The sequence below is a fragment of the Saccharopolyspora rectivirgula DSM 43747 genome (assembly GCF_000497205.1).
In the GTDB taxonomy this organism is placed as follows: Bacteria; Actinomycetota; Actinomycetes; order Mycobacteriales; family Pseudonocardiaceae; genus Saccharopolyspora; species Saccharopolyspora rectivirgula.
This window is the reverse complement of sequence record NZ_AYJW01000001.1, coordinates 93,802-113,984: the sequence shown is the minus strand read 5'-3', so window position 1 is coordinate 113,984 and position 20,183 is coordinate 93,802. Positions and strand designations below refer to the sequence as shown.

Genomic DNA, 20,183 nt, shown 5'->3' with positions numbered 1-20,183 from the left:
AGGCCGCGCCGCAGGCATCATCGAACGAGGAACCCGGGGTGCACCGCGCGGCGTTGCCGGTGAGGACGTCCTGGCAGCGCCCGGCTCGCCCCGGTGCAACCGCGGACGTCGCCCTCCGGAGGAGCGCCGGAAGGCAGCCGGAGGTCGCGGACGTACTTGGACCAATTGCTCAGCACGGAGCACGGTGGAAACGATGAGTCGGGACAGCGGGGCCGAACAGCCCACCCAGCGCACCGTGGCGGAGTTGCTCGCCGCGTACGGCGGCAACTCCCAGCGCCCTACCCGGCGGCGCCGCCGGCGAGCTGATGACCCCACCGAAACCGCCCCGCAGGCGATCATCGACCGGGTGCTGTCGGACAGCGGGAAGCTGCGCCCGATCACCGATGAGCAGCCGCCGCCGCACCGGCGCTCCCGGTCGCGGTCCGGCAAGGACGCGCCGCAGCCGGCCCAACCCGCTCAACCTGCCGGAGAAAACCCGGCCCAGCCCGAACCACCGGCCGGGCAGGGGCCGGCCGCTCCGGAGCGGCCCAGCGCACCGCCGCCCGCCTCGGAGCAGGGGCCGACCAGCTACTGGACGCAGCGGTTCGCAGCCGGAGGCCGCTCGGAGACCCCCGAAGTGCCGCCGGAGACCGCGGCGGAAGCCACCGTGCAGCAGCCACCGGTGGCGGTTCCGCAGTCCCCGCCGCCGGCCGCCGCGGAACCGCGTCCGGTCGAGGGGGTCACCGAGCAGCTGCCCAAGGTCACCGAGCAGCCGGTCGACGAGGCGGGCACCGAGGTGCTGGACCTGCCCACCACCACCGCGGCCGAGCAGGAGGAGCAGCGGGACCAGGCGGGCTACGACGACTCCGGGTACGGGACCGATGACCCCTACGGCGAGGCCGGTGACGACTACGGCGACGACCTGTCCGACGACGTCGACGACGACTACGACCCCGAGTTGCCCGCCGGCCTGGACGCCGAGTACGACCCGGAGGAGGAGAAGGAGAAGCCCCGGTCCCCGGCCAAGGAGTGGGGAATCCTCATCGCGCAAGGCGCAGCCGGGCTGCTCGGCGGCGGCGCGGTGTTCTTCGCCTTCCAGTGGCTGTGGGTGTTGAACTCGATCGCCGCGCTCGTCGCGGCGCTGGTGGTCACCGGTGCCCTGGTGCTGATCGCCCGCAAGGTGCTGCGCACCGACGACCTGCAGACGATCCTGCTGGCAGTGCTGGTGGGGCTGGCCTGCACCGTTTCCCCGGTGGCACTGCTGCTGCTCAACTAGCCTCGAGCGGCGGCTGCCGGGGGTTTGCACGCAGCGTCAACCGGTGCTTACTCGCACCGGTCGTGCCGCTGATACCATCGCCTGGCTTGGCACGCTGTGTACTCGCCAGCAGGACTACCGCAGTAAGCAGGACATGACAGCGCACCAACTCCCCGAACTCCACGAGACGGTCCCCGGGCGCATTCCGGTCGGGTTGTCCAGCGCGTCGGTCTGGCCCCAACCCGCTCGAGCGGCGTTCGAAATGGCCGCCGACCTCGGTTTCGACGGGGTCGAGGTGATGGTGTGGGCGGACCCGGTCAGCCAGGACGTGGGCGCCCTGCGCCGGTTGTCCGAGCGCTACGGGGTCCCGGTGCTGTCGGTGCACGCGCCGTGCCTGCTGATCACCCAGCGGGTCTGGTCCGCCGACCCGGAGGAGCGGCTCCGGCGTTCGGTGGTGGCGGCCAGCGAACTCGGCGCCTCCACGGTGGTGGTGCACCCGCCGTTCCGCTGGCAGCGCCGGTACGCCGAGCGGTTCGGGGAGCTCGTCGCCGAGCTGGAGGAAACCAGCGGGATAGCCGTCGCGGTGGAGAACATGTACCCGCTGCGGCCGCCGAACTCGCTGAGCAGACTGCACAACGGCCGCTTCAACGGCCTGTCCGCGTTCACCCCCTCGCCGGACCCCACCGAGGTGGGCTACCGGAACTACACGCTGGACCTCTCGCACGCCGCGGCCGCGCACATGGACGTCATAGAGCTGTTCAAGCGGATGAAGGACCAGCTCGCGCACGTCCACTTCGCCGACGGGACCGGTGCCGCCCGGGACGAGCACCTCGTCCCCGGGCAGGGCAGCCAGCCGTGCGCCGAGCTGTGCGAGGCGCTGGCCGCGGAGGACTACCGGGGAGCGGTGGTCCTGGAGGTGAACACCCGCAAGGCGCGCACCGTGCAGGAGCGCATGGCGCTGCTGGCCGAGTCGCTGTTGTTCACCCGCCGGCACCTGGAGCCGCTGCCCCGCGGATAGGCTTCCCGGGGACTGATCAACTTCCCGTTTTGTGGTACTTAGAATTGGTGACCATGTGCCAGGTGCGCGGACTTTCCGCCACAGGATTGACACGACCGGTGGGCGTTACGTGAACGATGTGGTGGAGCCATTCCAGGCGGCGACTGCGGTCCGCTCGCTGGGGGATGGGACCTTCGTGACAAATCTGCACCCCGCTTGGGCGGTGGGCGAGCGACCGCACGGCGGGTACCTGCTGGCGGTGCTGGCGCAGGCCACCACTGAACTGACCGGCTTGGACCCGCTGGCGGTGAGCGCCCAGTTCCTGCGCCCACCCCGGGTGGGGCCGGTGCTGATCCGCACCGAGGTGGTCAAGACCGGGCGGACCGCGACCGTCGTCCGCGCCGCGCTGGAGCAGCGCGGCCAGGTGTGCGTGGACACCACCACGACCCTCGGCAAGCCGTCGGTGGACGAGGTCGCCTGGCTGGACGTGCCGGACATGCCGGCCACCCCGCCCAGCGACGCCATCGACCTCGGCGGCGGGGACGCGCGCAAGCTCTTCGCCCTCGCCGAGGTCTGCGACGTGCGCCTGGACCCCGAGCAGGCCGCGTTCCTCAACGGCGAGCGGGGGGAGCCCCGCCTGCGGCTGTGGGCGAAGCCGCGCGGCGGCCAGCCGGACCTGCTGTTCTCCCTCGTCGCCGGGGACATCACCGTGCCGGTCACCTACAACCTCGGGCACTACGGCTGGACCCCGACGGTGCAGCTCACCGCGCTGCTGCGGGCCGTGCCGTCCGACGGTTGGCTGCGCGTGGTCGCGGAGTCCAAGTTCGTGCAGGGCACCTGGTTCGACGAGGACGCCACGGTGGTGGACTCGGCGGGCCGGATCGTGTGCCAGGCCAGGCAGCTGGCGCTGATCCCGAAGACTTCCTGAGCGGTGCCGGGCGGGCCTGCGCGACCCGCCCGGCAAGCCGGTCATTCCACCCGGAGCACGTCCAGCTCACCGTCGGCGTGCTGCTTGCGCAGCACCTTCTTGTCGAACTTGCCGACGCTGGTCTTCGGCACTTCCGGGATGAAGGTCCAGTACTCCGGGAGCTGCCACTTGGCGAGCTTGTCCCGCAGGAACTCCCGCAGCTCCACGGCCTCGACCTGCTGGCCCTCCTTGAGCACCACGGCCGCCAGCGGGCGTTCCGACCACTTCTCGTCCGGGATCCCGATCACCGCGGCTTCCGCGACGGCGGGGTGGGCCATCACCGCGTTCTCCAGCTCGACCGAGGAGATCCACTCGCCGCCGGACTTGATGACGTCCTTGGCCCGGTCGGTCAGCTGCAGGAAGCCGTCCGGCGTGACGTACCCGACGTCACCGGTGCGCAGCCAGCCGTCGTGGAACTTCTCCGGGTCGTCGTCCCCGTAGTAGGCGCCGGTGATCCACGGGCCGCGGACCTCGAGCTCCCCGATGCTTTTGCCGTCCTTGGGCAGCACCTCGCCGTTGTCGCCGACCAAGCGGGACTCCACACCGGCCGGCATCCGGCCCTGGCTGGTGCGGTACGCCCACCGCTCCTCCCCGGTGCTGCCGGCCGGCGGACGGGCCACGCTGCCCAGCGGGGAGGTCTCGGTCATGCCCCAGGCGTGCAGCACGGTGATGCCGAACTTCTCCTCGAACGCCTTCATCAGGGAGGGCGGGCAGGCGGCGCCGCCGACGACGACCTCCTTCAACGAGGAGACGTCGGCCTGGGTGGCTTCCAGCTGCTGCAGCACGCCCTGCCAGATCGTCGGAACCGCGGCGGCCATCGTGGGCTTCTCCGCCTCCATCATCCGCACCAGCGGCTCCGGCTGCAGGAACCGGTCGGGCATGATCATCGACGCGCCGACCATCATCGCCGCGTACGGCAGCCCCCAGGACATGGCGTGGAACATCGGCACCACGGCCAGCGCCCGGTCGCTCTGGGAGAGCCCCATCCCGTCGGTCATACACACCTGCATCGAGTGCAGGTAGATGGAGCGGTGCGAGTACACCACGCCCTTGGGGTTGCCGGTGGTGCCGGACGTGTAGCACATGGCGGCGGCCGCGCGCTCGTCCACCTCGGGCCAGTCGAAGGTGTCCGGTTGGCCGCTCAGCAGTTCCTCGTAGTCGTGCACTTCGATGCCGGCGGGGACGGAGATCGAAGCCGGGTCACCACCGACCACCACGACGTGGCGCACCGTCTTCAGCTCCGGCACCGCTTTCTGCAGCAGCGGCACCAGCGTGGCGTCCACCAGCACCACGTGGTCTTCGGCGTGGTTGGCGATGTAGACCAGCTGCTCCGTGAATAACCGGATGTTGAGCGTGTGCAGCACCGCGCCCATCGCCGGGATCGCGAGGTAGGCCTCCAGGTGCTCGGCGTTGTTCCACATGAACGTCGCCACCCGCTCGTCCCCGGTGACGCCCAGCTGGCGCAGCGCGTTCGCCAGCTGGGCAGACCGCCGGCCGATCTCCGCGTAGCTGCGGCGGCGCGGTTCCCCGCCCGTCCAGGTAATCACTTCGGAGGCGCCGTGCGGGCCAGTGCCGTGCTCCAGAATGCGCCGGATCGACAGCGACCCGTCCTGCATCGTGCTCAACATGGAAGTTGATCTCCTTCGGCCAACGCCAAGATCGCTCGTCTGTGGCAGCTGTCACGTGGTGTGCAACACGGTAGCTGCTCCCGGCCCCTCACGGGAGGCCCTGGCAAAGGGCACTCCCCGTGTTCTGGCACCCTGAGCCCTATGACGACCATCGCCGTACTCGGAGCCGGCAAGATCGGTGAATCCCTGTTGTCCGGGCTGCTGCAGGCGGGCCGCGCGCCGGAGCAGCTCGTGTTCACCGAACGGCGGCCCGAGCGGGCGGCCGAGGTGGCCGACAAGTACGGCTTGACCCAGCTGTCGGTGCCGGACGCGGCGCGGCGGGCCGATGTGCTGGTCATCTCCGTCAAGCCGCAGGACATCGGCGCCCTGCTGGACGAGGTGGCACCGAACCTGCCGGCGGGCAAGCTGGTCGTCTCGATGTGCGCGGGCCTGTCGACGGGGCTCTTCGAGCGCCGGTTACCGGAGGGCACCGCCGTGGTCCGGGTGATGCCGAACACCCCGATGCTGGTGGGCGAGGCGATGAGCGCCATCTCGCCCGGCACGCACGCCACCGACGAGCACCTGGAGCTGGTCGAGGAGCTGCTGGGCAGCGTCGGCCGGGTGGTGCGGGTGCCGGAGGGCCAGCAGGACGCGGTCACCGCGCTGTCCGGGTCCGGCCCGGCCTACTTCTTCTACGTGGTGGAGGCCATGATCGACGCCGGGGTGCTGCTCGGGCTGCCGCGGGAGACGGCCACCGAGCTGGTGGTGCAGTCGGCGACGGGCGCCGCGGCCATGCTGCGGAACGGGCACCCGGTCACGCTCCGGGAGGCCGTCACCTCTCCGGGCGGGACCACGGCCGCGGGGATCCGCCAGTTGGAGAACCACGCGGTGCGCGCAGCGGTGTTCGACGCGGTCGAGGCGGCCCGGGACCGGTCCGTGCAGCTCGGCCGAGCTGATGATTGATTTCGCAGGTCAGCAGGACTTTTTGCGGATCGCACCCACCCCAGCTGTCCCGTTACTCTCGAATTGGCACGTGCGTGAGGTTCCGCCGGGGGAAGTCGGCGGCGCGACACGAGCTGAAGGGGAACGGTGCAGCATGTCTGCCAACTCCGAGCCCGGCCAGTCGGGTCCTCAGGCGATGGGACAGGTGCGGTTCCTCACCGTCGCTGAGGTCGCCAAGCTGATGCGCGTTTCCAAGATGACCGTTTACCGGCTGGTGCACGCCGGTGAACTGCCCGCCGCCCGCGTCGGCCGTTCCTTCCGGGTGGCGGAAAAGGACGTCCACGAGTACCTGGAGAGCTCCTACCACGGCGCTCGCTGAGGACGTCGGGGAATTCCGGCCGGAAGCGGCCGTGGACGCGCTTGCCCCACCGCCCCTGAAGGGCTCAATCGCTGGCCAGGTACGCTATCTGGTCGGTGCCTTGGTGCCCGCTTCGGCGGCTGCACCGGCACGGGAGGACATTACGAACTGCCGTCAACAGCGAAGGAGTCCTTATGGGCTCGGTCATCAAGAAGCGCCGCAAGCGCATGTCCAAGAAGAAGCACCGCAAGCTGCTCCGCAAAACCCGCGTGCAGCGCCGGAAGCTGGGCAAGTGAGCCTTCACCGCCGTCGGCCAGCAGGGTCGGCGGCGGTTGGTCTTTCCGGGCTCAGGACGATCGGATCCGTCACATCGAACGGGTTCGGGTAGCCGCTCGATCGCTTTCCCTTTACGTTCATCCCGGAATCGTGTGCTGCCGGTGATCGACCGTGTTCGCGGTGTTGGTCTGCTCCGGCGGTGCCGACGGGAAACGCGGGGAGATCCATGAGCCCTAACGTCGTGCTGGTGACCGGGGTGAGCCGGTTCCTCGGCGGGCACCTCGCAGCGCGGCTGGCCGCCAACCCGGCGGTGGAGCGGATCATCGGGGTGGACACCGTCCAGCCGCACCGGGACCTGCTGCGCCGGATGGGCCGCACCGAGTTCGTCCGCGCTGACATCCGCAATCCCTTCATCGCCAAGGTGATCGCCGACGCCGAGGTGGACACCGTGGTGCACGCCGCGGTGAACTCGCACGTCGGCCCGCACGGGCAGATCACCATGAAGGAAATGAACGTCATCGGCACCATGCAGCTGCTGGCCGCCTGCCAGAAGGCGCCGAGCATTCGCAAGCTGGTGGTGCGCTCCACGTGCGCGGTCTACGGTTCCAGCTCGCGCGACCCGGCGGTGTTCACCGAGGACATGGAGCCGAAGGGGCTGCCCAGCTCGGGGTACGCCAAGGACGCGGTGGAGATCGAGGGCTACGTGCGCGGTTTCGGCCGCCGCCGGCCCGACGTGGACATCACCACGCTGCGGTTCAGCAACCTGATCGGACCGCAGATCGACGCCATGCTCACCCGGTACTTCTCGCTGCCGGCGGTGCCGACGGTGCTGGGGTTCGACGCCCGGCTGCAGCTGCTGCACTCCGACGACGCGCTGGCGGTGCTGGAGCGCGCCACCCTGGCCGACTTGCCGGGGGTTTACAACGTCGCGGGCGAGGGCGTGCTGATGCTGTCCCAGGCGATCCGGCGGGCCGGGCGGGTGGCCATGCCCCTGCCGCGGTTCGCGGTGTCCCCGCTGGCGAAGTTCTTCCGCGGGGCCCGGCTGGTCGACTTCTCCCCGGAGCAGCTGCGCTACCTGCACTTCGGCCGGGTGCTGGACACCACCCGGCTGCGCACCCGGTTCGGGATCACCCCGCGGTGGACCACCAAGGACGCCTTCGACGACTTCGTCCGGGGGCGGGGGCTGCGCCCGGTGGTGGCGCCGGAGCAGGTGCGGGCGTTGGAGCGCGGCGCGGTCGAGCTGCTGGCGAAGTTCCGTTGACGGGAGGACCGATGGCCGACGCGCAGGTGATCCCACTGCACCCGCAGGAGGGGGAGGGGGCCGAGCCGCCCTCCTGGACCACCGGGTGCTCGGTCCCCCCGGAGGGCGGCGAGTCCTGGGCGGAGAGCTTGGCCGACGTGCTGGCCTTCGCGCGTCGCCGGGTCCTGGGGGACTACCAGGTCGACGAGTTCGGCTTCGACGTCGAGCTCAACGACCAGGTGTTCCTCCCGCTGCTGCGACCCTTCTTCGACAAGTGGTTCCGGGTGGAGGCGACCGGGCTGGACAACGTGCCGGCCGAGGGCGGCGCGCTGGTGGTCGCCAACCACTCCGGGACGCTGCCCTGGGACGCCTTGATGACCGCGGTCGCGCTGCACGACTGCCATCCGGCGCACCGCCACCTGCGGATGCTGGGGGCGGACCTGGTGTTCCGGCTTCCGGTGGTCGGGGCGGTGGCGCGCAAGGCGGGGCACACGCTGGCCTGCAACCCCGACGCCGAGCGGCTGCTCACCGGCGGCGAGCTGGTGGGGGTGTGGCCGGAGGGCTTCAAGGGCATCGGCAAGCCGTTCAAGGACCGGTACAAGCTGCAGCGGTTCGGCCGGGGCGGGTTCGTGTCGGCCGCGCTGCGCACCGGGGTACCGATCGTGCCCTGCTCGATCGTGGGTGCTGAGGAGATCTACCCCAAGGTGGGGGACATCAAGCCGCTGGCGCGGCTGCTCGGCCTGCCGTACTTCCCGGTGACCCCGCTGTTCCCGTGGCTGGGGCCGCTGGGCGCCGTTCCGCTGCCGACGAAGTGGTACATCGAGTTCGGCGAGCCGGTGGAGACGGCGCGGTACTCGCCGGGGGCCGCGGACGACCCGATGCTGGTGTTCAACCTCAGCGACCAGATCAGGGAAACCATCCAGCACACGATCTACCGGCTGCTGTCCCAGCGGGAGAACGTGTTCCTCGGCTGAGTCAGGAGCGGTCCCGGCGCCGGTAGGCGAGCCCGGCGGCGACCGCGCCGGCGATGGCGCTGGCTCCCAGCATCGAGTTCAAGCCGATCCGGGCCGCTTTGCGGCCGGTGCGGAAGTCGCGGATCTCCCAGCCCCGGCTGCGGGCGATCTCGCGCAGCTGCGGGTCCGGGTTCACCGCCACCGCGGTGCCCACCACCGACAGCATCGGGAGGTCGTTGGCGGAGTCCGAGTAGGCGGTGCACCGCCGCAGGTCCAGGCCTTCGCTGGCGGCCAGGGCGCGCACCGCGTGCGCTTTGGCCCGCCCGTGCAGCAGCTCGCCGACCAGCCGCCCGGTGTAGACGCCGTCGGAGTTCTCCGCGACGGTGCCGAGCGCACCGGTCAGGCCCAGTCGGCGGGCGATGATCTGGGCGAGCTCCACCGGGGTGGCGGTGACCAGCCACACGCGCTGCCCGGCTTCCAGGTGCATCTGGGCGAGGGCCCGGGTGCCTTCCCAGATCCGGTCGGCCATCAGTTCGTCGTAGATCTCCTCGCCGAGCTCGACCAGCTCGGAGACCTTGCGGCCGGCCACGAACGACAGCGCCTGCTCGCGGCTGGCCTGCATGACTTCGGGGTTCTCGGTGCCGCCGATCCGGAACTTCAGCTGCTGCCAGGCGAACCCGGCCAGGTCGGTCGCGGTGAAGAACTTCCGCGCGGCCATTCCACGGGCGAAGTGGAACAGCGACGCGCCCATCATCATCGTGTTGTCGACGTCGAAGAACGCGGCAGCGGTGAGGTCTACGGAGGTGGTGTCCTGGTCACCGGTCGTCGGGACCGCGGCGACAGCAGCTTCGGCGGAAGCTCGGCCAGCGAGCTTGGCGCTGTCCAACTGGCGGGTTCGCGGCGAATCGGTGGATGTGGGCAGCCGGTCCTGGTGTGCGTCCTCGGCTGGGCCATGACGTGTCGGCACCGCCGCGCCTCCCCGGGGTACTCCGGTCTGCTGTCTCGTCCTCGGAACCAGGCGTAGTTGAACCTGGCCGGTCAGTAGGGTTCTAGCTTAGGAGCTCTTCCGGCAGCTGTTGACCGGGTGGCTCCAGTTGTAACCGTCCCGATCGGGTCACGAAATCCGCTCGCTCCCCGGCATCTGCTCAATCGTTCCACCCGGCCGGGGAGTTACCGGATGTCCTTGGGCAGCAGCTGGGCCAGTCGGCGGACGGCCCGGTGCTGGAGGGCTTTGACGGCTCCTTCGTTGCGCCGCATGATCGTGGCGGTCTCGGTCACCGATCTGCCCTGCAGGAACCGCAGCTTGATGCACTCCCGTTGATCGGGGTTGAGCTCGCGGATGCAGCGCAGCAGTTCCCGCTGGGTCGCTTCGCTCAGCACCCGGTGCTCGGGGCCGTGCTGCTGGGCGTTGTTCAGGTGCACGGTGGCCGGGTCGGCGATGGGGACCTCCAGCCGGTTCCGGCTGGACTTGATGTGGTCGAGGATGAGGTTCTTGGCGATGGTGATGAACCAGGCCGCCACGTCCCGCCCCTGGTAGCTGATGGAGGCGATCCGGCGCAGCGCGCGCAGGAAGGTTTCGCTGGTGATGTCCTCGGCCAGGCAGTGGTCGCTCACCCGCAGCAGCACGTAGCGGTACACGACCTGGGCGTATTCGGCGTAGAGCCAGCCGAAGGCCTCGCTGTCCCCGCGTTGCGCGGCGCTCACCTGGGCCCAGGAGTCCTGGGGGTGCGGGACGGCCGCGGTCGCTGCGGTGCTCGGGGCGGTCCGGGGGGCGGGGGGCTCGAGAGTTTGCGGACGACTCATATCTCCGACCTCCAGCCGTTGTGGCGACGGACGGCCGCGGGGTTGGGGAGGCGTCGCGACCGAGCCGTTAACGCCGTGGGGCATGGCGTTGGAGCAGCAGCATACGTGTTGTTACTGGGAAGTAGGTAGAGCTTAAGAGTGACATTTCAACTACGTTGAGTAATTGCAGGCTGGTGCGTCGGAGTGATTTTCCGCACGGGTTAACTCGTGTGAGCGGCCAATTTCACAGCGGGTGGCGGCCATAAATTTCTTACTCGGAGTAGCTTGGATGAGGGCGAGAACTGCGGCTTCTGGAGGCTGGAATGGGCCAGGTCACGGTGCTGACCCGCCGGGACTGCCACGCGTGCGAGCAAGCGGTGGCCGACGTGCGCCGGATCTGCGGCGAGCTCGGCGCCACCTGGGAGGCCCAGGACGTGGACTCCGACCCGGAGTTGCAGGCCGAGTACGGTGATCGGGTTCCGGTGATCTTGGTCGACGGCGCGGAACACGGCTACTGGCGGGTTGAGGAGGAGCGACTGCGGCGCGCCCTCGCCGGCTGATCGACCGGCCGGCGGCGAGCGGGAAAAAGTGCCCCAGGCCACGCGTTTTGGCACGTCGGGGGGCAATCGGCAATGATGTCTGGCGAAGTGCAGTGAGTGCGGCGCACAGCGGACCCGCGACTTTGTGCGTGTATTCACAAGTGGTTACGGTGTTAACGGTCGTACTACCCGGTTCCGGGGAATCAGGTGCTGAGTCGGCCGGAGCGGCTTGGCGCGGTCAACGCCCGCAGCTGGGCAGCGCGTCCGGGCTCGACCGGGCGGTTGCGACCACGTGGACGCCGTAGCGACTTCCAGCTGGGCTACGGCACGAGTGCAGGCAGGGCAAGGGAGACCAAGCGTGACGGCCGACGGAGGGGACATGCGGGACGGCCACGGGGGGACTGAGGCCGATTCCCGGCTCGAATCCAAGCAGTCCCCGGCTGTCGAGGTACCGCCAGCGCGCGAGCGGGCGCGGGCCATTCCCGAAGCGGCGGTGGCCCGGTTGGCGGTGTACCTGCGGGTGCTGTCCGGGCTGCGGGAGCAGGAGGTCAGCACCGTTTCCAGCGAGGAGCTGGCCAACGCGGCGGGCGTGAACTCCGCCAAGCTCCGCAAGGACCTGTCCTACATCGGTTCCTACGGGACGCGCGGGGTCGGCTACGAGGTCGAGGTGCTGATCGGGCAGATCGAGCGCACCCTCGGCCTGACCCGCAAGCACAGCGTCGCGGTGGTCGGCATCGGCAACCTGGGGCACGCGCTGGCCAACTACGCCGGGTTCCCCAGCCGCGGGTTCCCGGTGGTCGCCCTGTTCGACCTCGACCCGGACCTGATCGGAGTGCCGGTCGGCGGCATCCCGGTGAACCACGTCGACGACATCGTCCGGGTTTGCGCGGAGCGGGAGGTCACCATCGGTGTCATCGCCACCCCGGCCCAAGGCGCCCAGGACGTCTGCGACCGCCTGGTCGCCGGCGGGGTGCAGTGCATCTTGAACTTCGCGCCGGTCGTCCTCCAGGTCCCGGAGAACGTCGAGGTGCGCAAGGTCGACCTGGCGGTGGAAATGCAGATCTTGTCGTTCCACGTGGCGCGCCGGCAGCAGGAGAGCTCGGAGAAGGACGAGCAGCCCGAATCGTCCGCAGCCGCCGATGTCGGGCCGCCAGAGGCCGGTGGCCAGGTACCAGACGAGATCGACTCCGTGGATGGGATGGTGGTTCGGCCGTGAACCTGCTCACCGTCGGGATTTCGCACCACAGCGCTCCGGTGCGGGTGCTGGAGCAAGTTGCGATCGGCGCCGACGACCTGGCCAAGATCCTCCGGGAGCTGCTGGACAACGAGCAGATCGGAGAAGCTTTCGTGCTCTCCACCTGCAACCGGGTGGAGGTGTACGCGGTCGCGGAGACCTTCCACGGGGGGTTGGACGAGGTCATCCGGGTGTTGGCCCGGCACGCCGGTGCCGAGGTCGGCGACCTGTCCGACCACTTCTACGTCTACTACGCCGGCGCGGCGGTCGAGCACCTGTTCTCGGTGGCGGCCGGGCTGGACTCGATGGTCGTCGGCGAAGCGCAGATCCTCGGCCAGATCCGCCAGTCCTACCAGGAAGCCACCGAAGTCGGGACCGTCGGCAAGACGCTGCACGAACTGGCCCAGCAGGCGCTGCGCGTCGGCAAGCGGGTGCACGCCGAGACCGACATCGACAACGAGGGCGCCTCGGTGGTCTCCGAAGCGCTGTCCGACGCCGACGCGGTCCTCGGCGGGCTGGCCGGCCGGAAGGCCCTGCTGGTCGGCGCCGGTTCGATGGGCGGCCTGGCCGCCGCCCAGCTCAAGCGGGCCGGCATCGGCGAAGTCGTGGTGGCCAACCGCACCGAGGCCAACGGGCAGCGGCTGGCCGAGTCGGTGCGGGCGGACGGCGTCCCGGCCCGCACCGTGCCGCTGAGCGAACTGCACTCCGCCATCGCCGCCGCTGACCTGGTGGTCTCCTGCACCGGGGCAGTGGGCGCGGTGGTGACCGAGGAGGACGTGGCCGCTGCGCTGACCACCCGGGACGAGCGCCCGCTGGTGTTCTGCGACCTCGGCCTGCCGCGTGACGTCGCGCCGGAGGTCGCGCAGCTCCCCGGGGTCACCGTGGTGGACCTGGCGAGCCTGCAGCAGCGGCTGTCGGAGGCCCGCAACGGCAACGAGTCCGAGCGGGCCGAGCGCATCGTTGCCGAAGAGCTGCGCAACTACCTGGCCGCCCAGCGCTCCGCGGAGGTCACCCCGACCGTCACCGCGCTGCGCAAGCGGGCTGCCGAAGTGGTCGACAAGGAGTTGCTGCGGCTGGACTCCCGGCTCCCCGAGCTGGACTCCGACGTGCGCAACGAACTGGTCCGTACCGTCCGGCGAGTGGTGGACAAACTGCTGCACACGCCCACGGTTCGGGTCAAGCAGCTGGCGTCGGTGCCAGGTGGCGCCAGCTACGCCAATGCCCTTCGGGAACTCTTCGAGCTCGATCAGCAGAGCACAGCGGTGCTGGGCACCCCGCACGCGGAAGAACCCGGCGGGGGCCAGAAGACCCAGGCGTCCCGCGCGCAGCTGTGCGATCGGGCAGAACAGGACGGTGAGGACCGTTGAACAAGACCCTCCGCATCGGCACCAGGGGGAGCGCGCTGGCGATGGCGCAGACCGCCTGGGTCGCCGAAGCGTTAGAGAAGGCTGGCCACCCGACCGAGCTGGTGCCTGTCACCACTCCGGGCGACCAGTCTTCGGCTCCGATCTCGGAGATCGGGGTTGGCGTGTTCACCTCCGCGCTGCGCGAGGCGCTCATCGCCGGGGAGGTGGACGTCGCCGTCCACTCCTTCAAGGATTTGCCGACCGAGCCGGACCCCCGGTTGTCGTTGGCGGCCGTCCCGGTGCGGGAGGACCCGCGGGACGCGCTGTGCGCCCGGGACGGTCTGACGCTCGACGAACTGCCTCCGGGCTCCGTTGTGGGCACCGGTTCGCCGCGCCGCATCTCCCAGCTGAAGGCCCTCGGCCGGGGGCTGGAGGTGCGCGGTATTCGCGGCAACATTGACACCCGCCTGCGCAAGGTGACCGACGGCGAGCTGGATGCCGTCGTGCTCGCCCGCGCCGGGCTGGCCCGAGTGGGCCGGCTTGAGGTGATCACTGAAACGCTCGATCCACAAGTCATGCTGTCGGCCCCTGCCCAGGGTGCGCTGGCAGTGGAGTGCCGCGTCGACGATGTGGACACCGAGCACCTTCTCCAGTCCGTTTTGGACGACGAGGCCAGCCGCGTCGCGGTCACCGCAGAGCGGGCCATGTTGGCCGCGCTCGAAGCGGGTTGTTCGGCGCCGGTCGGCGCGCTGGCCGAAGTGACCGAGGAACCCCGGGCAGATGGCCGCGTGGAGAAGCGGCTGTTCGTGCGCGGAGTGGTCGCGGCCGACGACGACCAGTTGGTGCGCGCCTCTGTCACTGGTGAGACGACCGCAGCTGAGCAGCTGGGCCGGGAGCTGGCAGCCCGGCTGCTTGAAGCCAGGGCCGCGCTGGTCAGCGGCCCCGGGCAGTAGTTGATGGGGAGTGCCCTGATGACCCGAGCAGGTAAGACTCCCGGACGAATTGCTTTCGTGGGCTCCGGTCCCGGTGATGCCGGGCTGCTCACCGTCCGGGGGCGGGACGTGATCACCAGTGCTTCGCTGCTGGTGACCGACCCGGATGTTCCCGCCGACATCGTCGGCCTCGCCGCGGACGGCGCCGAAGTGCGCCCCGCCGTCGGCGAGCCGGCCGACGTCGCCAAAGACCTGGCCAACGAAGCAGCGACCGGCAGATCGGTCGTCCGGCTGGTGGCCGGTGACCCGCTGACCGCCGAAGCGGTGATCCGCGAGGTCCAGGAGGTCGCCAAGGCCGGTGCCACCTTCGACGTCGTTCCCGGTGTCACGGCCGGTGCGGCGGTGCCCTCCTACGCGGGCATCGCGCTGGGGCCGGTGCACACCGAGGTCGACGTCAAGAACGACGTGGACTGGGCCGGCTTGGCCGCCGTGCCCGGGCCGCTGGTCCTGCACACCACCGGCAGCCACCTGGCCGAGGCCGCCTCGGCGCTGACCGAGCACGGCAGGGCGCCGCAGACCCCGGTGGCGGTGACCGCTTCCGGGACCACGGTGCAGCAGCGCACCATCGAGACCACCCTCGCTTCGCTGGCCGCGGACGCCGGCGAGCTGCAGGGGCAGCTCGTGGTGACGATCGGCGACGTGATCGCCGACCGCGCCAAGCTCTCGTGGTGGGAATCCCGCGCCCTGTACGGCTGGAAGGTGCTGGTGCCCCGCACCAAGGACCAGGCCGGGGTGATGACCGATCGGCTGTGGTCGCACGGTGCGGTGTCGCACGAGGTCCCCACGATCTCGGTGGAACCCCCGCGCAGCCCGGCGCAGATGGAGCGCGCGGTGAAGGGCCTGGTGGACGGCCGCTACCAGTGGGTGGTGTTCACCTCGGCCAACGCGGTTCGCGCCGTGTGGGAGAAGTTCAACGAGTTCGGCCTGGACGCGCGGGCGTTCTCCGGCGTCAAGATCGCTTGCGTCGGGGAGGCCACCGCGGAGAAGGTCCGCTCCTTCGGCATCACGCCGGAGCTGCTGCCGTCCGGCCAGCAGTCCAGCGAGGGCCTGCTGCAGGACTTCCCGCCGTACGACGACGTGCTCGACCCGGTCAACCGGGTGCTGCTGCCGCGCGCGGACATCGCCACCGAGACGCTGTCCGCCGGGCTGCAGGAGCGCGGCTGGGAAGTGGACGACGTCACCGCCTACCGGACCGTGCGCGCCGCGCCGCCGCCGGCCGAGACCCGCGAGATGATCAAGACCGGTGGGTTCGACGCGGTGTGCTTCACCTCCTCCTCCACGGTTCGCAACCTGGTGGGCATCGCCGGCAAGCCGCACGCCCGCACGCTGGTGGCTTGCATCGGCCCGAAGACCGCCGAAACCGCGCGGGAGTTCGGTCTGCGCGTCGACGTGCAGCCGGAGAACCCGCGGGTGGAGGAACTGGTGGACTGCCTCGCCGCCCACGCGGCGAAGCTCCGCGCGGAGGGCGCCCTCCCGCCGCCGCGCAAGGCCAAGCGGACCCGCCGCAGCTGACCGTCCCGGCCGGGTGGCACGCGCCACCCGGCCGGTGCCGGATTCTGGTCCCTGAACTTCCCCGGATTTCCACAGAGGAGTTGCCATGTTCCCGTCGGACCGCCCGCGCCGATTGCGCCGCACCCCAGCGCTGCGCCGTCTGGTCTCCGAAACCTCCGTGGAACCGCGGCACCTGGTGCTGCCGATGTTCGTCCGGGAAGGCGCCACCGAACCCGTCGAGATCTCCTCGATGCCGGGGGTCGTCCAGCACACCCGCGACTCGCTGCGGAAAGCGGCGGTGGAAGCGGTGGAAGCCGGTGTCGGTGGCCTGATGCTGTTCGGGGTGCCGGAGAAGCACGACCCGATGGGGTCGGGAGCGGTGGACCCGGAGGGGATCCTCAACGTGGCGCTGCGCGATCTGGCCTCGGAGGTCGGTGACGCGACGGTGCTGATGGCCGACCTGTGCCTGGACGAGTTCACCGACCACGGCCACTGCGGGGTGCTCGCCGAGAACGGCACCGTGGACAACGACCGCACCCTGCAGATCTACGGGGAGATGGCGGTGGCGCAGGCGCAGTCCGGTGCGCACGTGGTCGCCCCCAGCGGCATGATGGACGGCCAGGTCGGCGTGATCCGCGAATCGCTCGACGCCACCGGCTTCGCGGACACCTCCATCCTGGCCTACTCGGCGAAGTACGCCTCGGCCTTCTACGGCCCGTTCCGGGAGGCGGTGGACTCCCAGCTCAAGGGGGACCGCGCCACCTACCAGCAGGACCCGGCCAACGCCCGGGAGGCGATCCGGGAGACCGAGCTGGACCTCGCCGAAGGCGCCGACATGGTCATGGTCAAACCGGCCATGTCCTACTTGGACGTGCTCAGCGAGGTGGCCTCGATCAGCGACGTGCCGGTGGCCGCCTACCAGGTGTCCGGCGAGTACGCCATGATCGAAGCCGCGGTGGCCAACGGCTGGTTGGAGCGCGAGCGGACCGTGCTGGAATCGCTGACCGCCATCCGGCGGGCCGGGGCGGACATCGTGCTGACCTACTGGGCGGTGCAGGCAGCTCGCTGGTTGCAGGGTGTGAGGCGATGACGCAGGCGAACGGTCGAGCGGACACCTCCGGTGCCGAGGAGAACAAGCCGCAACCACCGCGGTTCCTGCTGATCTCCCGGATGCTGTGGATCGTCGCGGCGCTCGTCAGCGCGCTGCGCACCATCTGGCAGCTGGCCGACCGGGAGGCCCTCATCGACGTCCTGCACAAGGCCCAGCCGGACTTGCCGCAGGACCAGATCGACGCCGCGGCCAACAGCGGAATCCTGTTCGCGCTGCTGCTGCAGGCGCTGATCCTGCTGGTGGTGGTGCGCCTGACCAACCGGTTGCTGCAGGGGCGGAACTGGGTTCGGGTGGTGCTGTCGATCTACGGCGCCGGCTACGTGGTGCTGACCCTGCTGTCGGTGCTCACCCTCGCCGCGCTCGGTTCCGATGCGGTGGAGCAGCTCACCGCGCAACCGCTCACGCTCTCGCAGGTGCTGTTCAGCGTGGTGATCATGCTGCTGGAGGCCGCCGCGGTGGTGCTGTTGTTCCACCCCTCGGTGAACCGCTACTTCCACGCCACCAACCGCCCGCGGTACCAGCTCGGCACCCCCTGGCAGGGGTACTGACCAGGAGGTTTTCCGCTGGCCGGCCCGATGGGGGCTGGCTACTCTGACGAGGTGGCGGAGTCGCATGGGGCCGGGGGCGCGCACCGCCCGGTGCCGGGGGGATCCGGTCGGGCGTCCCGGCCGAGTTCGGTGGAGCTGGCGTTCTGGGCCGGCTTGTTCAGCGTGCTCGTGGGTTTCGCGATCTTCGCGTTCTCGGTGCTGTCCGTGTCGGACGCCGAACTGCGGGCCATGGTGGAGCAGATGCGCACCGCGGACGGGCAGCGCTTCACCTTGGAGCAGATCCGCGCGCTGCGGCAGGTGACCGTGCTGGTGGCGGTGCTGGCGCTGGTGCTCGTCGCCGGGGTGTGGATCGCGCTGCTGCACTTCATGCGCCGGGGGCGCAACTGGGCTCGGGTGGCGGTCACCGTCTTGGGCGCGGTGTGGATCCTGCTGGCCGCGCAGAGCGTCTTCAGCAGCTCCGCGCTCAGCGGAGAAACCCTGCTCGCCGTGGTGCAGGTGCTCTCGGTCGGCGCCACGCTGCTGCTGGTGCACCTGCACTCGTCCAACGAGTACTTCCAGCTCTCCCGACGACGGTGACTTTTCCGGATCTGGTGGACAAGTCGGCGCGAAGATCCATACTGTTTGCGCGTGAGTTCTCCGCAGAATCCCTGGCAGCAGCCCTCGGGCTACCCGCCGCAGGCGGCTGGTGGCACGGGGCCGCACCCCGTCCCGCAGTCCGGACCGCTGCCGCAGGCGCCGAACCCGTACGCCGCTCCGCCCGCGCCGACCCCGCCCCGGGTGCCGCGGCCGAAGACCGTGGAAGCGGCGTTCTGGATCGCGGTGGCGGTGCCGCTGCTGGCCGTGATCTTCAACGTGCTGAGCTTCTTCCTCGCGCAGAAGGCCGTCGACCAGGCCTTCCGCCAGGAGGTGGCCACCGACGAGTACGTCGCCGAGGTGCAGGACGGCTTCTCCCAGTTCGCCCAGGGGCTGGTGTTCGGCGTCTCCATCTTCGTCACCGTGCTCATGCTGATCCTCACCGCGCTGTGGATCTTGTTCGGCTTCAAGATGCGAGCGGGCCGCAACTGGGCGCGCGTGGTGCTGACCATCTTCGCCGCCATCTGGCTGCTCAACGTGATCTCCGGGCTGGCCAGCGGGCTCGGCACCGGGGGGTACGGGTCGCTGGAGGGCGTTGAGATGCCCACCTCGTTCCTCGTGGTGACCGTCCTCGACCAGGCGATCAGCGGTCTTGGCATGATCGCCTTCCTCGTGCTGGTCTACTTGAAGCCCTCCAACTGGTACTTCAACGCGGCGAGGCAGGCATGACCGCAGCGCCGCGACCGCCTCGGCAGCTGGTGCTGGCCGTGGTGCTGTGGTGGATCGTGGCGCTGTTCTTGCTGCTGCAGACGGGGTTGATGTGGGCGGGCCGGGCCGAGCTGCCGCAGCAGGTGCTGGAAAGCGGCCTGGTCGCGCCGGAGGAGGCCACCAGCCGAGCGGAGCGGTTGCTGTGGACCAACACCGCGTTGGCGGTGCTGTTCGCCGCCGCCTACTTCGGTTTCGGTGCGCTGCTGTTCCGCCAGCAGCACTGGGCTCGGATCGCCCTGTCGGTGGTGGCGCTGTGCCACCTGGTGATGGTGCTGGGCACCGGGGCGGTGTTCAGCGTGCAGGCCGTGGTGCTGGTGATCGGGGTGCTGGCCGCGGTGTTCCTGTGGCAGCGCGCCAGCACGGACTGGTTGACCGGGGAGCGATGAGCGAACGAGTCCGGTATGCCGAGCGCGGCAGCAGCTGGTGGCCCCTGTGCTGGGGGCCGCTGTTCGCCGCGCTGGGCGCGCTGGTGGAGATCGGGTCCCCGGGGCCGCGGCACCTGGGGTGGTGGTTGCTCATCGGCGGGGTCTTCACCCTGGCGACCGCGTTGTGGGTGTACGGCCGCCGGCGGTTGTGCTCGGTGCGGCTGACCACCACCACCCTGCGGCAGGGGCGCGAGGAGCTGCCGGTGTCCCGCATCGACGCGGTCAGCGAGGTGGGCACCCCGGTGGGTGCCCGGGTGCTGGGCGGCAGTTGGACGGTGCCCCGGGGAACCACCGCGGTGCCGCTGCGGCTGACCAGCGGTGAGGTGGTGCTGGCCTGGGCCAAGGCCCCCGAGGAGCTGAGCGCCCAGCTGGCCCGGCTGGTGGAGGACCGCTAGTGCTGCCGCGACGTGAGAGCCTGGTCGGGTGACGTTCGTGGAATCGCGTCCGGAGCAGGTACCAGCAGGAGGCGAGCGGTCCGGCGAGCCGGCGACCGCTGCCCGGGGCCCGTTGCTGGCCGGGGTGGAGGTGCTGGCCGCGCTCGGACTGGGGTACGCCGCCCAGCGGTCGTGGGGCAACGGCAGCGTGACCATCCACCTGGGGATTTCCGACGCCGGGCTGGACACCGTCACCCGCTCCTTCGGCAACTGGCTGACGATCGGGATCATGCTGGGCATGCTGTCCGGCCTGCTGCTGGTGGACGCCGGTCGCCGGGTGCTGCAGCTGCGGCAGCGGAGGCAGCGGTACTGACCGGGGTGGTCCGGCGCACGCCGCGCAGCCTGTCACACTGGGGTCGTGACTGC

Annotated in this window: 23 protein-coding genes; 20 read left to right on the top strand and 3 right to left on the bottom strand. The window is 70.3% G+C overall.

Features of this window, described 5'->3' with window-relative positions:
• Positions 1-193 precede the first annotated feature (193 nt).
• From SREC43747_RS0100555 to SREC43747_RS0100545, 3 genes are all read left to right on the top strand, one after another.
• The gene (locus SREC43747_RS0100555) at positions 194-1,255 is read left to right on the top strand and encodes an Rv0497 family membrane protein (RefSeq protein WP_029719205.1); all 1,062 of its coding nucleotides are present in this window, start codon (positions 194-196) and stop codon (positions 1,253-1,255) included.
• Positions 1,256-1,388: 133 nt separating this feature from the next.
• Positions 1,389-2,252: a sugar phosphate isomerase/epimerase family protein gene (locus tag SREC43747_RS0100550; RefSeq protein ID WP_051387473.1), complete on the top strand. Its 864-nt coding sequence runs from the start codon at positions 1,389-1,391 to the stop codon at positions 2,250-2,252.
• 109 nt (positions 2,253-2,361) lie between these two features.
• Entirely contained in the window at positions 2,362-3,159 is a 798-nt protein-coding gene (locus SREC43747_RS0100545; RefSeq protein WP_029719203.1) for a thioesterase family protein, read from the top strand.
• 41 nt (positions 3,160-3,200) lie between these two features.
• Here SREC43747_RS0100545 and SREC43747_RS0100540 read toward each other — a convergent pair whose 3' ends face one another.
• Entirely contained in the window at positions 3,201-4,826 is a 1,626-nt protein-coding gene (locus tag SREC43747_RS0100540; protein WP_029719202.1) for a long-chain fatty acid--CoA ligase, read from the bottom strand.
• Between the two features lie 141 nt (positions 4,827-4,967).
• On the opposite strand from SREC43747_RS0100540, the gene proC reads away from it, so the two are divergent.
• The 5 genes from proC (at position 4,968) to SREC43747_RS0100515 (ending at position 8,595) form a co-directional block, all read left to right on the top strand.
• The gene (gene proC / locus SREC43747_RS0100535; RefSeq protein WP_029719201.1) at positions 4,968-5,768 is read left to right on the top strand and encodes a pyrroline-5-carboxylate reductase; all 801 of its coding nucleotides are present in this window, start codon (positions 4,968-4,970) and stop codon (positions 5,766-5,768) included.
• A gap of 133 nt (positions 5,769-5,901) precedes the next feature.
• Complete coding sequence (locus SREC43747_RS0100530; protein WP_029719200.1) at positions 5,902-6,126, top strand: helix-turn-helix domain-containing protein; 225 nt, start codon at positions 5,902-5,904, stop codon at positions 6,124-6,126.
• Between the two features lie 173 nt (positions 6,127-6,299).
• On the top strand, positions 6,300-6,401 hold the full coding sequence (locus SREC43747_RS20395; protein ID WP_010241351.1) for a 30S ribosomal protein bS22: 102 nt from the start codon (positions 6,300-6,302) through the stop codon (positions 6,399-6,401).
• A 206-nt stretch (positions 6,402-6,607) separates the two neighbouring features.
• The gene (locus SREC43747_RS0100520) at positions 6,608-7,642 is read left to right on the top strand and encodes an NAD-dependent epimerase/dehydratase family protein (RefSeq protein ID WP_029719199.1); all 1,035 of its coding nucleotides are present in this window, start codon (positions 6,608-6,610) and stop codon (positions 7,640-7,642) included.
• 11 nt (positions 7,643-7,653) lie between these two features.
• Entirely contained in the window at positions 7,654-8,595 is a 942-nt protein-coding gene (locus tag SREC43747_RS0100515) for a lysophospholipid acyltransferase family protein (RefSeq protein ID WP_029719198.1), read from the top strand.
• 1 nt (position 8,596) lies between these two features.
• On the opposite strand, the gene SREC43747_RS0100510 is transcribed toward SREC43747_RS0100515, so the two are convergent.
• Complete coding sequence (locus tag SREC43747_RS0100510) at positions 8,597-9,496, bottom strand: HAD family hydrolase (protein WP_037331104.1); 900 nt, start codon at positions 9,494-9,496, stop codon at positions 8,597-8,599.
• Positions 9,497-9,744: 248 nt separating this feature from the next.
• Positions 9,745-10,377 (bottom strand): sigma-70 family RNA polymerase sigma factor, encoded by a 633-nt coding sequence (locus tag SREC43747_RS0100505; protein WP_029719196.1) that lies wholly within the window; start codon positions 10,375-10,377, stop codon positions 9,745-9,747.
• Between the two features lie 302 nt (positions 10,378-10,679).
• Between SREC43747_RS0100505 and SREC43747_RS0100500 the strand changes: the two genes are divergently transcribed.
• From SREC43747_RS0100500 to SREC43747_RS0100445, 12 genes are all read left to right on the top strand, one after another.
• Positions 10,680-10,916, top strand: coding sequence for a glutaredoxin family protein (locus tag SREC43747_RS0100500; protein WP_029719195.1), 237 nt, complete (start codon positions 10,680-10,682; stop codon positions 10,914-10,916).
• A gap of 358 nt (positions 10,917-11,274) precedes the next feature.
• The gene (locus SREC43747_RS0100495; protein WP_152528272.1) at positions 11,275-12,111 is read left to right on the top strand and encodes a redox-sensing transcriptional repressor Rex; all 837 of its coding nucleotides are present in this window, start codon (positions 11,275-11,277) and stop codon (positions 12,109-12,111) included.
• Complete coding sequence (locus SREC43747_RS0100490) at positions 12,108-13,496, top strand: glutamyl-tRNA reductase (RefSeq protein ID WP_029719193.1); 1,389 nt, start codon at positions 12,108-12,110, stop codon at positions 13,494-13,496. The genes SREC43747_RS0100495 and SREC43747_RS0100490 overlap by 4 nt, the downstream gene beginning before the upstream one ends.
• Entirely contained in the window at positions 13,493-14,428 is a 936-nt protein-coding gene (hemC, locus tag SREC43747_RS0100485; RefSeq protein WP_029719192.1) for a hydroxymethylbilane synthase, read from the top strand. Before SREC43747_RS0100490 ends, hemC begins: the two co-directional genes overlap by 4 nt.
• Positions 14,429-14,446: 18 nt before the next feature.
• Positions 14,447-15,979: a bifunctional uroporphyrinogen-III C-methyltransferase/uroporphyrinogen-III synthase gene (locus SREC43747_RS0100480; protein ID WP_029719191.1), complete on the top strand. Its 1,533-nt coding sequence runs from the start codon at positions 14,447-14,449 to the stop codon at positions 15,977-15,979.
• 85 nt (positions 15,980-16,064) lie between these two features.
• On the top strand, positions 16,065-17,048 hold the full coding sequence (gene hemB, locus SREC43747_RS0100475; protein ID WP_029719190.1) for a porphobilinogen synthase: 984 nt from the start codon (positions 16,065-16,067) through the stop codon (positions 17,046-17,048).
• Positions 17,045-17,617, top strand: a complete 573-nt coding sequence (locus SREC43747_RS0100470) for a hypothetical protein (RefSeq protein ID WP_051387472.1) — start codon at positions 17,045-17,047, stop codon at positions 17,615-17,617. The genes hemB and SREC43747_RS0100470 overlap by 4 nt, the downstream gene beginning before the upstream one ends.
• Positions 17,618-17,668: 51 nt before the next feature.
• A complete protein-coding gene (locus tag SREC43747_RS0100465) occupies positions 17,669-18,193 on the top strand; it encodes a hypothetical protein (protein ID WP_152528268.1) in 525 nt (174 codons plus the stop codon).
• A 51-nt stretch (positions 18,194-18,244) separates the two neighbouring features.
• Entirely contained in the window at positions 18,245-18,919 is a 675-nt protein-coding gene (locus SREC43747_RS0100460; protein WP_051387469.1) for a hypothetical protein, read from the top strand.
• Complete coding sequence (locus tag SREC43747_RS0100455; RefSeq protein WP_029719186.1) at positions 18,916-19,344, top strand: hypothetical protein; 429 nt, start codon at positions 18,916-18,918, stop codon at positions 19,342-19,344. The genes SREC43747_RS0100460 and SREC43747_RS0100455 overlap by 4 nt, the downstream gene beginning before the upstream one ends.
• On the top strand, positions 19,341-19,778 hold the full coding sequence (gene mce1N, locus SREC43747_RS0100450) for a transport-regulating membrane protein Mce1N (RefSeq protein WP_029719185.1): 438 nt from the start codon (positions 19,341-19,343) through the stop codon (positions 19,776-19,778). The genes SREC43747_RS0100455 and mce1N overlap by 4 nt, the downstream gene beginning before the upstream one ends.
• A 28-nt stretch (positions 19,779-19,806) precedes the next feature.
• Positions 19,807-20,130: a hypothetical protein gene (locus SREC43747_RS0100445; protein ID WP_029719184.1), complete on the top strand. Its 324-nt coding sequence runs from the start codon at positions 19,807-19,809 to the stop codon at positions 20,128-20,130.
• Positions 20,131-20,183 lie beyond the last annotated feature (53 nt).

Coding starts and splice junctions, on each gene's coding strand:
- SREC43747_RS0100555 (WP_029719205.1), top strand. CDS start 194: ATGAGTCGGGACAGCGGGGCCGAACAGCCCACCCAGCGCACCGTGGCG.
- SREC43747_RS0100550 (WP_051387473.1), top strand. CDS start 1,389: ATGACAGCGCACCAACTCCCCGAACTCCACGAGACGGTCCCCGGGCGC.
- SREC43747_RS0100540 (WP_029719202.1), bottom strand. CDS start 4,826: ATGTTGAGCACGATGCAGGACGGGTCGCTGTCGATCCGGCGCATTCTG.
- proC (WP_029719201.1), top strand. CDS start 4,968: ATGACGACCATCGCCGTACTCGGAGCCGGCAAGATCGGTGAATCCCTG.
- SREC43747_RS0100530 (WP_029719200.1), top strand. CDS start 5,902: ATGTCTGCCAACTCCGAGCCCGGCCAGTCGGGTCCTCAGGCGATGGGA.
- SREC43747_RS20395 (WP_010241351.1), top strand. CDS start 6,300: ATGGGCTCGGTCATCAAGAAGCGCCGCAAGCGCATGTCCAAGAAGAAG.
- SREC43747_RS0100520 (WP_029719199.1), top strand. CDS start 6,608: ATGAGCCCTAACGTCGTGCTGGTGACCGGGGTGAGCCGGTTCCTCGGC.
- SREC43747_RS0100515 (WP_029719198.1), top strand. CDS start 7,654: ATGGCCGACGCGCAGGTGATCCCACTGCACCCGCAGGAGGGGGAGGGG.
- SREC43747_RS0100505 (WP_029719196.1), bottom strand. CDS start 10,377: ATGAGTCGTCCGCAAACTCTCGAGCCCCCCGCCCCCCGGACCGCCCCG.
- SREC43747_RS0100500 (WP_029719195.1), top strand. CDS start 10,680: ATGGGCCAGGTCACGGTGCTGACCCGCCGGGACTGCCACGCGTGCGAG.
- SREC43747_RS0100495 (WP_152528272.1), top strand. CDS start 11,275: ATGCGGGACGGCCACGGGGGGACTGAGGCCGATTCCCGGCTCGAATCC.
- SREC43747_RS0100480 (WP_029719191.1), top strand. CDS start 14,447: ATGACCCGAGCAGGTAAGACTCCCGGACGAATTGCTTTCGTGGGCTCC.
- hemB (WP_029719190.1), top strand. CDS start 16,065: ATGTTCCCGTCGGACCGCCCGCGCCGATTGCGCCGCACCCCAGCGCTG.
- SREC43747_RS0100470 (WP_051387472.1), top strand. CDS start 17,045: ATGACGCAGGCGAACGGTCGAGCGGACACCTCCGGTGCCGAGGAGAAC.
- SREC43747_RS0100455 (WP_029719186.1), top strand. CDS start 18,916: ATGACCGCAGCGCCGCGACCGCCTCGGCAGCTGGTGCTGGCCGTGGTG.
- mce1N (WP_029719185.1), top strand. CDS start 19,341: ATGAGCGAACGAGTCCGGTATGCCGAGCGCGGCAGCAGCTGGTGGCCC.